Origin of the sequence: Chromobacterium piscinae, from assembly GCF_021129175.1 — a bacterium.
Taxonomy (GTDB): domain Bacteria; phylum Pseudomonadota; class Gammaproteobacteria; order Burkholderiales; family Chromobacteriaceae; genus Chromobacterium; species Chromobacterium piscinae.
Genome location: NZ_JAJOHV010000037.1, coordinates 41,882 through 52,801 on the forward strand (window position 1 = coordinate 41,882; position 10,920 = coordinate 52,801).

Annotated in this window: 11 protein-coding genes; 3 read left to right on the forward strand and 8 right to left on the reverse strand. The window is 66.2% G+C overall.

Going from position 1 to position 10,920, the window contains the following annotated elements; genetic code table 11:
* Window positions 1-60 precede the first annotated feature (60 nt).
* The 8 genes from LQR33_RS12360 to LQR33_RS12395 all read right to left on the reverse strand — a co-directional run bounded on the left by LQR33_RS12360 (window position 61) and on the right by LQR33_RS12395 (window position 7,472).
* Window positions 61-924 carry a helix-turn-helix domain-containing protein gene (locus tag LQR33_RS12360; protein WP_166438205.1) on the reverse strand — a complete coding sequence of 288 codons (864 nt, stop codon included), beginning with the start codon at window positions 922-924 and terminating at the stop codon, window positions 61-63.
* Between the two features lie 312 nt (window positions 925-1,236).
* Window positions 1,237-3,327 (reverse strand): flagellar biosynthesis protein FlhA, encoded by a 2,091-nt coding sequence (locus tag LQR33_RS12365; RefSeq protein ID WP_021477806.1) that lies wholly within the window; start codon window positions 3,325-3,327, stop codon window positions 1,237-1,239.
* Window positions 3,324-4,463 carry a flagellar type III secretion system protein FlhB gene (gene flhB / locus LQR33_RS12370; protein WP_166438207.1) on the reverse strand — a complete coding sequence of 380 codons (1,140 nt, stop codon included), beginning with the start codon at window positions 4,461-4,463 and terminating at the stop codon, window positions 3,324-3,326. Before flhB ends, LQR33_RS12365 begins: the two co-directional genes overlap by 4 nt.
* Window positions 4,456-5,235: a flagellar biosynthetic protein FliR gene (gene fliR, locus LQR33_RS12375; RefSeq protein ID WP_166438208.1), complete on the reverse strand. Its 780-nt coding sequence runs from the start codon at window positions 5,233-5,235 to the stop codon at window positions 4,456-4,458. The genes flhB and fliR overlap by 8 nt, the downstream gene beginning before the upstream one ends.
* A gap of 2 nt (window positions 5,236-5,237) precedes the next feature.
* On the reverse strand, window positions 5,238-5,510 hold the full coding sequence (gene fliQ, locus LQR33_RS12380) for a flagellar biosynthesis protein FliQ (protein WP_011136551.1): 273 nt from the start codon (window positions 5,508-5,510) through the stop codon (window positions 5,238-5,240).
* A gap of 13 nt (window positions 5,511-5,523) precedes the next feature.
* Window positions 5,524-6,270 carry a flagellar type III secretion system pore protein FliP gene (fliP, locus tag LQR33_RS12385; RefSeq protein ID WP_231469160.1) on the reverse strand — a complete coding sequence of 249 codons (747 nt, stop codon included), beginning with the start codon at window positions 6,268-6,270 and terminating at the stop codon, window positions 5,524-5,526.
* Entirely contained in the window at window positions 6,270-6,614 is a 345-nt protein-coding gene (gene fliN / locus LQR33_RS12390) for a flagellar motor switch protein FliN (RefSeq protein ID WP_231469162.1), read from the reverse strand. The genes fliP and fliN overlap by 1 nt, the downstream gene beginning before the upstream one ends.
* Before the next feature lie 15 nt (window positions 6,615-6,629).
* The gene (locus LQR33_RS12395; RefSeq protein WP_221664775.1) at window positions 6,630-7,472 is read right to left on the reverse strand and encodes a flagellar motor switch protein FliM; all 843 of its coding nucleotides are present in this window, start codon (window positions 7,470-7,472) and stop codon (window positions 6,630-6,632) included.
* Between the two features lie 228 nt (window positions 7,473-7,700).
* Here LQR33_RS12395 and LQR33_RS12400 point away from each other — a divergent pair, with 228 nt between their 5' ends.
* Genes LQR33_RS12400 through LQR33_RS12410 form a run of 3 tightly spaced genes read left to right on the forward strand, consistent with a single transcriptional unit; the run spans window position 7,701 to window position 10,771 of the window.
* Entirely contained in the window at window positions 7,701-8,042 is a 342-nt protein-coding gene (locus LQR33_RS12400) for a flagellar hook-basal body complex protein FliE (protein ID WP_021477812.1), read from the forward strand.
* Between the two features lie 13 nt (window positions 8,043-8,055).
* A complete protein-coding gene (gene fliF, locus LQR33_RS12405; RefSeq protein WP_166438211.1) occupies window positions 8,056-9,729 on the forward strand; it encodes a flagellar basal-body MS-ring/collar protein FliF in 1,674 nt (557 codons plus the stop codon).
* The gene (locus tag LQR33_RS12410) at window positions 9,713-10,771 is read left to right on the forward strand and encodes a flagellar motor switch protein FliG (RefSeq protein ID WP_231469164.1); all 1,059 of its coding nucleotides are present in this window, start codon (window positions 9,713-9,715) and stop codon (window positions 10,769-10,771) included. Before fliF ends, LQR33_RS12410 begins: the two co-directional genes overlap by 17 nt.
* The last annotated feature ends 149 nt before the right edge of the window (window positions 10,772-10,920 follow it).

Below are 10,920 nucleotides of genomic sequence, written 5' to 3' on the forward strand. Positions count from 1 at the left end.
AGGGCAGGGAAAAACAGGCTCCCACCGGAGCCTGTTTTTTTTGCGCCTGAAGCTACCGGCTCAGGCGTGTTCCAGCGCGTTGGTGACCATGTTCTTGATCTGAAGCGCCAGGATGGAGCCGGGGGCCGGCTTGCCGATGTAATAGACGCCATGGGTTTGCAGAGCCTGGGACAGCTCGTTTTCGTGTTCAAGCGCGTAGCCGGTCAGCACCACGATGGGCACGGTGGCCGAGTGGCGGCGTATGGTCTCGATCACCTCCATGCAGCTGGTGGGCTCGCCCAGTACCCAGTCCAGCACGAAGGCGTCGAACTCTTCGTGTTGCATGGCTTGCAACAGCGCCTGCGGCTGGTGGTAGGGCAGGGCGAACAGGCCTTGCTGCACCAGGATCGCCGACAGCAGGTCGGCATCCTTGTCGTCCAGCACCGCCACCAGCAGCCGCTTGGTGTTGGCGCGCTTGGGCGGACGTATGGTCAGGTAGCCGACTTCATAGCCGTCCTCGCCGTCGAACAGGGTGCCGGGAAACACGTGCCAACAGTCGTGCAGGCGCTTGGCCAGGAACAGCGGCGCGCAGGAGTCGTCAGCCAGCTGTTCGCCCAGTTGAATCCAGCAGTGGGCTTCGCCGCTCTGGTTGTTCAGATGCAGGATTGCCGGCAGCAGTTCGTTGTCCATCGGATTCTGGCTGATCTGCTGGCTGTGATCGACCAGAAGGCTGGAGGGCGGAATATTGAAATACTGGGCCAAGCGCTCCACCTGGGTCAGCTGCCAGGGGCTGCTGCCATTCAGTTTGCGGTAAGCCTGGGAGGTGCTCAGCCCCAGGATCTGTTCGATCAGGCTGGCCTGTTGGGCTTCCGGCCAGCGGAACTGTTCCAGTTGCTTGCGAATGTTGTCGCAGATGATTTCGTTGGCGGACTTGGGGGTGGTCATGGTCGATGTCCCGTCACATGATTTTCATAATCGTGATCCTAGCATCCATGCGGTCGACATGTGCGCAAAAAATGCTCAAACTGGCAATTTTTCCTAATTTTGCGAATCATGCGTTTGCATTTTCACAACATGCGAAAAAGTACAGATGATTTTTTGCTGACGCGACTCTATTCCATAGTCGGGAATTTGTGAGTGAATTGCGCTAACTATGTGAATTTAATGGTGGAGTTTATGGGGTGGCTTGGGGCGCAGCTTCGGTGGGGATGAGGATTCGCGCCAGATGGCAGGCATCCGGCGCAAGAAGTGCGAGAATCAGCCTAAGGTGCCAGTCAGGCTGACCTGGCGGTTTTCCGGCACCTCGTTGTACGACAGCACGTGCAGGCCAGGCGCGAACAGCCGGCCGTAGCGGGCCAGCAGCGGCCGGATCTGCGGCATCACCAGCAACACCGGCGCCTGGCCCTGCTGCTTCATCTGGTCGCGGATCACCGGCATATTGGCCTGCAGCTGCTGCAGCACGTTGGGGTCGATCGGGAAGCTGTCCAGTTGCGGCTTGCCGGTTTGCTGGGCCTGGGATAGCGCCCCCAGCAGCAGGTTTTCCAGATCGGCGGACAGGTTGAAGGCCCGGATTTCATCGCGCGGGCCGACGATGGTCTGGACGATCTGGCGCTTCAGCGCGCAGCGTACCTCGGCTGACAGCATGATCGGGTCCTTGGTCGTATCGCTGGCTTCCAGCAGGGCGGAGGCGATGGGCACGATGTCCTTCAGCGACACATTGTCCTGCAGCAGCTGGCGGAACACGCGCAGCTGCTGCACCGGCGTCAGCGCCTGGCCCAGCGCCGTCGCCAGCTTGGGCGCCAGCGTCGACAGCCGCTCGCCCAGCGCGGCCACGTCGTCGTGGCGGAACAGTTCGGCCAGGTTTTCGCGCATCACTTTGTTCAAGTGGGTGGCCATCACGCTGGAGCAGTCCACCACCTGGTAGCCCAGTCCCAGCGCCTTGCTCTTGTCGGCCAGCGCGATCCAGGTGACCGGCATGCCGAAGGCCGGGTCGATGCCGGGAATGCCGTCGATCTCGCCGTAGACGTCGGGCGAGGGAATGGCCATCAACCGGTCGGCGTAGACCTCGGCCTCGGCCACCGTGTTGCCGGAGATCTGCACCGCGTACTGGGAGGGCTTGAGCCTGAGGTCGTCGCGCAGGTTCACCGTCGGCAGCAACAGGCCCATCTGTTCGGATAGGCTCTGGCGCACGCCCTTGACCCGCTTGGTCAGCGGCGCGCCCTGGCCGGCGTCCAACAGCGTCACCAGCCGGTAGCCGAGCGCGATGCCCAGCGTGTCGGCGTAGGGCAAGGTGTTCCATTCCAGCTCGATTTCCGCTTCGCCCTGCAGCGCGGACTTCACCGCGGTCTGGTTCAGGGTATTGGCCGCAACCGGGCGGCGGACATGCATGCGCCAGGCCACATAGCCCAAGAGCGCGGCGAAGCCGAGGAAGGTCGGCCACGGCATGCCGGGAATGATGGCCAGGATCAGCATCATGCCGGCGGCGCTCATCAGCACGGTGGGCGAGGCCAGCATCTGGTTGCCCACCTGTTGCTGCATGTCGCCGTCGTCGCTGATGCGGGTGACGATGATGGCGGCGGCGGAAGACAGCAACAGCGCAGGAATCTGCGCGACCAGGCCGTCGCCTATGGTCATCAGCGCGTACTGGCGGAAGGCGTCGCCCATCGACAGATTGTGCATCAGCGCGCCGATGGCCACGCCGCCGAACAGGTTGATGATCAGGATCAGGATGCCGGCGATGGCGTCGCCGCGGACGAACTTGGACGCGCCGTCCATCGCGCCGTAGAAGTCGGCTTCGGTGGCGATGTCGCGGCGGCGCTGCTGCGCCTGCTCCTGGTTGATCAGGCCGGCGTTCAGGTCGGCGTCGATCGCCATCTGCTTGCCCGGCAGCGCGTCCAGCGTGAAGCGGGCCGATACTTCGGAAATCCGCTCGGCGCCCTTGGTCACCACCATGAAGTTGATAATCATCAGGATGACAAACACCACCATGCCGACCACGAAGTTGCCGCCTATCACCACATTGCCGAAGGCCTCGATCACCCGGCCGGCGGCGTGCGTTCCTTCGTGGCCGTGCAGCAGCACCACCCGGGTGGAGGCCACGTTCAGCGACAGCCTCAGCAGCGTGGTGGCCAGGATGATGGTGGGGAACACCGAGAAGTCCAGCGGCCGCCGCGCCGACACGCTGACCAGGATCACGATGATGGCCAGCACGATGTTGAAGGTGAACAGCATGTCCAGCGCCAATGGCGGCAGAGGCAGCATCACCATCGCCAGGATGGCGAGCAGGAACAGCGGGGCGGCGAGCTTGTGGCGGCCGATGTCGGCAAGCAGTTTGGTCAGCGAGTTCATGATGCGGGCTCGGGGTCGGACAGTTCGCGGGGGATGGGCAGGTCCGGCAGGGTGGGCCGGCTGCGGCGGCTACCCGCCTGGAACGCCTTCAGTTGCAAGACATAGGTCAGCACCTGCGCCACCGCGCGGTACAGCGGCGCGGGGATCTGCTGGTTGACCTGGGTGGTGTGGTACACCGCGCGCGCCAAGGGCGGCAGCGGCAGCACCGTCAGTTTCATTTCCTCCGCCAGTTGGCGGATGTACAGCGCCATCTCGTCCACGCCCTTGGCGACGATGAACGGCGCCTCGGCGCGGTTTTCGTCGTATTTCAGCGCCACCGCGTAGTGGCTGGGGTTGACGATGATCACGTCGGCGCCGGGCAGCGCCTTGCGCACGCCGCGCTGCGCCATCTGCTGCTGCAGCTGGCGGATGCGCTGGCGGACTTCTGGGCGGCCCTCGGTGTTCTTGTGCTCTTCCTTGATTTCCTGCTTGCTCATCCGCTGCTGTTTCAGGAACAGGAACACCTGCAGCGGCAGATCGGCCAGCGCGAACAGCAAAAACACCGCGGCCAGCTTGAGCAGGCAAGACAAGAGCAGGTCGGCAGCGCCGGCCAGCGTGGGCAGCAGCGGCATGCTGTGCAGCGCGAAGAACTCATGCAGCGCGTCGCTGGCCACGCGGTACAGCAGCCAGCCCAGCACCAGCGCCTTGGCGATGGATTTGCCGATCTCGCTGGCGTGCTTGGGCGAGGCCAGCCGCGACAGGTGGGCCAGCGGGTTCATCCGCTCGAACTTGGGGCTGATCTGGTTCAGCACGAACACCCAGCCGCCGGGAAACAGGCTGAGCAGCAGCATGGTCAGCGGAATGACGGCCAGCGGCGCCAGCATCTTGATCAGCAAGAGCAGGGTGCCGCCGAACAGTTTGGACCAGCTGTTTTCCAGCGCGCCCTGGCCGGACAGCGAGGCGAAGGCCAGCGCGAACAGTTGCCGGAAGTCGTCCAGCCAGCCCGGCGCCAGCCAGAACATCATCTTCAGCGCCAGCAGCAGGCCCAGCGCCGCGGCCAGGTCCTTGGAACGGGGCACCTGCCCCTGCTCGCGCGCCTTGCGCAGCCGCTGGGGAGTGGCCTTTTCTGTCTTGTCGCCTTGTTGCGCCTCAGCCATGGCCCATCTCCAGCAGGCGGTCCAACAGGCGCAGCGTCTGCTCGCTCAGGCTCAGGTATTGCGGCGGCAGCACCTGCATCAGCAGAGTCAGGGTGGACAGGCCGAACAGCGTCACCACCGGGAAGCCCAGCGAAAACAGGTTCAGCGCCGGCGCCACGCGGTTGATCATGCCGAAGCCGGCCTGCACCACGAAGGTGGCGAACACCACCGGCAGGGCCAGGATCATCGCCGCCGACATCACCCAGCCGACGCTGGCGGCCAGCACCGGCAGCGAGGCTTGCGGAATGCCGCCGCCCAGCGGCCAGGCGCGGAAACTGGCGTACACCACCTGCACCAGCACCAGATGGCCATCCAGCGCGAAGAATAGCAGCGCTGCCAAGAGATAGAGCAGGCTGGACACCACATCCGAGCTGTTGCCGTTGCCGGGGTCGTTCATGATGGCCATCGACAGGCCCATTTGCGACGACAGCAGGAAACCCAGCAGCGACAACACGGACAAGGTCAATTGAAAGGCGAGGCCGAACAACAGTCCGATGATGACCTGCTCGACGCTGGCGGCGACGCCGTGCAGCGAGAACGGGTCGATCGGGGAATGGGCGGGCATGCCGGGGATGCAGGCGACGGCCAGGGCCAGCGCCAGACCGATGCGGGCGCGGATCGGCATCACCGCGTCGCCGATGAAGGGCGCGATGGCGAAGGCCGCCATCAGCCGGCAGAACGGCCACCAGACGGCGGGGATCAGGTCCAGCAACTGGGCGTACAGGCCCTGCATCGCTATCCCACCTGGCTCGCGGCGCGCTGGAACATGGCGACGCAGAAATCCATCAGGTAGCCGGTGATCCAGTGGCCGGCCAGCGCGATGGTCAACAGCACGATCAAGAGCCGGGGCAGGAAGGACAGCGTCTGCTCGTTGATCTGGGTGGCGGCCTGGATCAGGCTGACCACCACGCCGACGATCAGGCTGGGCAGCACCAGCAGCACCACCAGCGTCACCACCACGCGCAAGCTGTCGTTGACGATGTCGACCGCGATATCGGGCGTCAGCATGGCTCCGTCTCTCCTAATAAGCCTGTATCGACGTGACCAGGGTGTTGACGGTCAGCGACCAGCCGTCCACCAGCACGAACAAGAGCAGCTTCAGCGGCAGCGAGATCACCAGTGGCGACAGCATCATCATGCCCATCGCCATCAGCACGCTGGACACCACTAGGTCTATCACCAGGAAGGGGATGAACAGCATGCAGCCGATCTGGAACGCGGTTTTCAGCTCGGACAGCACGAAGGCGGCCAGCTTGACGGTGAAGGCGTGGTCTTCCGGCTTGGCGACGTTTTCCTCGCCCGATAGCCGCGCCACCTGGGCCAGCGCGGTCTTGCCGGTCTGGGCCAGCATGAAGCGGCTGATCGGTTTGGCGGCGATCTCCAGCGCCTGCTGCATGGTGATCTTGTCCTGGTCGAACGGCACCATCGCCTCGTTCCACACCTGCAGGCCCACCGGGCGCATCACCAGCAGCGTCAGGATCAGCGCCACGCCGGTGATCAGGCGGTTGGGCAGGCCTTGCTGCAGGCCCAGCGCCTGGCGCAGCAGCGACAGCACGATGACGAAGCGGGTGAAGCTGGTCATCATCAGCGCCAGCACCGGCAGCAGGCCCAGCGCGGTCATCAGGATCAGGATCTGGGTCTTGATCGTGAAGTCGACCGGCATGCCGCCGGCGTTGCCGGACAACAGCTTCAACGGCTCGGCCCAGGCCGGCGCGGCCGCGAGCAGGCCCGCGGCGGCGAGCGGCAGCAGGGGGAGGAGGCGTTTCATCAGGCCAGGCTGTCCAGCTGCAGGTCGTTCAGCTCCACCACGCGCAGGCCGTAGTTGTCGCCGGACACCACCACCTCGGCGCGGCCGATCACGGTGCCGTTCACCTTGATGTCCAGCGGCTCGCCGGCGATCTTGTCCAGCTCCACCACCGATCCGGCGCCGATCTGGCACAGGTCGGCCAGGCTGATGTCGGCGCTGCCGACTTCCAGCGTCAGTTTGACCGGAATCTTGCGCAGGAAGGGCGTCATGTCGCGCGGGACCGGCGCGGGCTCGGTGGCGGCCGGCGCTTCAGCGTCCAGGCCGTCCAGGATGCCGTCCAGGTCGAAGTCTTGGTTCAGTTCCATTGCGGGTTCCTTGGTTTATTCGATGTCGGCGAAGCCGGACAGGCAGAGCTTGCCCTGGCGTTCCACCACCTGGGCGCGGAACAGCGGCGAGCCCTGGGCGCAGACCTCGGCGTGGGGCTGCATGGCGACGGACAGCACGCTGCCGGGGCGCAGGTCCAGCACCGCGCCCAGCGGCAGCTCCTGCTCCAGCAAGCGGGCGTCCAGGCGGATGCGCAGCCGGTCGCTGAAATTGGCGCAGTCGGCGTTGCCGCCCAGCCGCGGCCGCTGGCCGGACAGGTTTTGCAGCAGCGCGTCGAAGGCGGAGGCGTTCAGCCGAAGGCGCAGCGTGCCCAGCCTGGCGTCGCCGTCGCTGAGGTCCACTTCCAGTTGCCAGGCGGATTGGGCCGGATAGCCGAGCGCTTGCGGCTTGGGCGCGTCCGGCTGCGGGGCGTGGCCCAGTTGATGGATGGCGCGGGCCAGGCGCGGCAGCAGCCGCTCGGCCAGCGTGCGGGCCAGGCGGCGCTCGGTTTCGGTTTCGGCCGGCAGCTCGCCGTCCGGCGCGGCGGCGCGGGCGCCGAAGCGGTAATCGAGTATGCCCAGCAGCAGGCCGCGGTCGAAATGGCTGCCCAGCTGCCAGTCGTCCAGCGCGTGCCACTGCCAGCGCAGCTCGTCGGCGGCCGGCAGCTGCTGGCGCAGCGCGTCGATGCGGAAGCCGGCGTGGTAGCGGCGGTTCAGCTCGCGTTCGAGAAAGTCATCCAGTTCCTGCCGCAAGGCGCGGGCAAACAGCGGCAGCAGGTGTATCGGGCGGCCCAGCGTGCGCAGGTCCAAGGCCTGCAGGCGGGCGCCTTCCTGCGGTGCGACGATTTTGGCTTTGGGCATCGGAGCTTCGTTATCGTGGTCGGCGGCTGCGCGGCAGCCCCCGGCTATTGCTGGGAGTGTGCATCTTACTGGCTGTCCGCCAGCGGTAAAGGGGGAAAATTCACGGCTGCGAATGTGAAAAGTACCATCGGTATGATAAAGCGGTGAGTTTAAAATCCGCCAGCCTGCATTTAACAAGCGCTGCAGGTTGACCGAGTAGTTTCGAGACCGCTTTTCTAAGGATGAACGATGGCCACCAATCTGGGCTTGATGATCCACGCCGACCGCAGCCAGTTGCTGGGGGAGATGGCGAAACTGGGGCAATCCGCCCCCGCGCCTATCGCCGCGCAGGAAGAAGCCCCCGCCGCCGGCCACAGCTTCAGCCAGTCGATGATGTCGGCCGTGCGCGACGTCGATCAGCAGAACCGCCTCGCCGCGGAGAAGATGACCGAGGTGGACAGCGGCCAGAGCGACGACCTGGTCGGCGCGATGCTGATGAGCCAGGAAGCCAGCCTGTCGTTCTCGATGCTGATGCAGGTGCGTAACAAGGTGGTCGGCGCGGTCGACGATCTGATCAAGATGCAGCTGTAAGCGGGAGCCGACTGTGGTCAAACAATTGCGCAGCGGCTTGGCCGCGGTTCAACAAAGAATGGCGGGGCGCCAGCTGGTACCCGCCAACGCCTGGCGCTATCTTCTGCCCATCGTGCTGTTGGCCATCGGCCTGAGCGTGGTGGCCACGCTGTGGCTGTGGCGCGACGACTCCAGCTATCGCCCGGTGTTCGGCGCGCAGGAGAAGGTGAGCGGCGCCGACATGATGGCGGTGCTCGACGCAGAGAAGATTCCTTATCGCGTCCATCCGCAGACCGGCCAGGTGCTGGTGCCGGACGGCGATCTAGCCCGCGCCCGCATGCAGCTGGCCGCCAAAGGCGTGGTCGCCCAGTTGCCGGCCGGCCTGGAGCTGTTGGACAAGAACGATCCGCTGGGCGTCAGCCAGTTCGTGCAGGACGTGCGCTTCCGCCGCGGCCTTGAGGGCGAGCTGGTGCAGAGCATCCAGGCGCTCGACCCGGTGCGTTCGGCGCGCGTGCACCTGTCGCTGCCGCGCAGCACGTCCTTCGTCACCGCCGGCGGCGAGAAGGGCTCCGCCTCGGTGGTGGTGACGCTGAAACCGGGCCAGCAGCTGTCCAGCGAGCAGACCGCCGCCGTGGTCAAGCTGGTGGCCGGTAGCGTGGCCTCGCTCGACCCGTCCCAGGTGACGCTGGTCGATCAGGCCGGCAATCTGCTGTCCGCTCATGTGGACCTGAGCGATGGCGGCATCGCAGGCAACAACAGCGAGGCGTCGCGCCGCTTCCGCGAGGAGGCGCTGCAGAACGTCCGCGACCTGCTGACGCCGGCGCTGGGCGCCGACAACTACAAGGTCAGCGTCACCGCCGATGTCGACAACGACCGCGTCGAGGAAACCCGCGAGAAATACGGCGAAGCGCCCAAGGTCACCAACGAGGCCTCGCGCGAGGAGACCAGCACCGAGCGGATGGCGCTGGGCGTGCCGGGCTCGCTGAGCAACCGGCCGGTCAATACCGACTCCTCGTCCCCGGCCGCCGACAAGGCCGGCAACAGCAAAAACGCTGTCACCCGCCAGTACGCGTACGACCGCAACATCACCAACATCAAGCGCGCGCGCGGCACGCTGCGCCGCCTCAGCGTGGCGGTGGCGCTGAACCAGGCCGCCGCTCCGGGCGGCAAGGGCTGGCAGCCGGCCGAGCTGGCCAATATCGACAAGCTGCTGCGCAACGGCCTGGGCATCAACACAGACCGCGGCGACGTGTTGGCGGTGTCCACGCTGCGCTTCGCGCGGCCGGTACAGGCGGAGCCGTTCTGGGAGCAGCCGGAAACCTGGTTCGAGGGCGCGCGCTGGGCGGTCTACGGCGTGGCGCTGCTGCTGGCCTACCTGTTGCTGGCGCGGCCGCTGCTCAAACTGGCCCGCCAACTGGCCGAGCGCAAGCTGAACGATTACACGCCGGACGAGCTGGACGTGACGCCGGACGATCCGTTGCTGGACAACCGTTCGCTGCGCGAAACCGCGACCCAGCGCCAGGCGGCGCTGTCGGCCGCGCCAGGCGACAGCCCGGTGGTGCCGCTGCTGGAAAATTACGACCTGCCGCCCGCCGGCTCGCCGGTGGACGTGATGGTGGAACACCTGAAGGGCCTGGCTGCCAAGGAGCCGGAGCGCGTCGCCGAAGTGGTCAAGCAATGGGTGCAGAACAATGGACGCAAACAATAATCCGGCGCCGGAATCCCCGGCCTACATTCCGCCTTCTCCTCCCGCCGGCAACGGCCAGATGAGCGCCATCGAGCAAGCCGCGGTGCTGCTCCTGTGCATGGGCGAGGAGCCCGCCGCCGCCGTGCTACGCTGCCTCAGCCGCGAAGAGCTGCTGCAAGTGACGCAAGCGATGTCCGGCATGAGCGGCATCAAGGTGGACGCGGTGAGGACGACGATGCAGCGCTTCTTCGACGAATACCGCGAGCAGAGCGGCGTGCACGGCGCCAGCCGCAGCTTCCTCAAGCGTTCGCTGGAGCTGGCGCTGGGCGGCGACATCGCCGGCAGCGTGCTGGACACCATCTACGGCGACGCGATCCGTCCCAAGATGGCGCGGCTGCAGTGGGTGTCGCCGCAGTGGCTGGCCGACCGCATCGCCGCCGAGCACGTGCGCATGCAAGCGGTGTTCCTCGCCTTCCTGCCGCCGGCGCTGGCTGGCCAGGTGGTGGAGGCGCTGCCGGAGGCCAGCCGCGACGGCGTGCTGGTCAATGTCGCCCGTCTGACGGACGTGGACCGCGAGCTGTTGAACGAGCTGGACGAGCTGGTCAACCGCTGCCTGGAGAGCCTGCACACCCAGAGCACCGCGGTGGAGGGCATGCAGCAGACCGCCGACATCATCAACCGCCTGCCGGGCGACCGCAGCCGGATGATGGAGCTGCTGCGCGCGCACGATCCGGAGATCGTCGACGAGATCGAGGTGAGGATGTACGACTTCTTCATCCTGTCGCGCCAGACCGAGGAAGTGCTGATGCGCATCTGCGAGGACATTCCGCTGGAGCAGTGGGCGATCGCGCTGAAGGGAGCCGAGCCCGCGGTGCGCGACGCCATCATTCAGACCATGCCGCGCCGTCAGGCGCAGAACTTCGAGGCCACCATGCGCCGCTCCGGGCCGGTGCCCAAGAGCCGCGTCGAGGAGGCGCGCCGCGAGATCATGGCCCAGGTCAAGCAGCTGGCGGACGCTGGCGAGATCGACCTGCAGCTGTTCCCTGAGGAAGTGGTCGAGTGAAGCACTGGCGACCTTTCCGATTTCCGCCGCTGATAGACGGCGCGCCGCTGGCGCCCGACGCCGCGGCCGAGGTGCAGGCCTCCGCCGCGGACGGCTTCCGCCAGGGCATGGACGCCGGCTACCGCGAAGGCTTCGACAGCGGCGAGGCC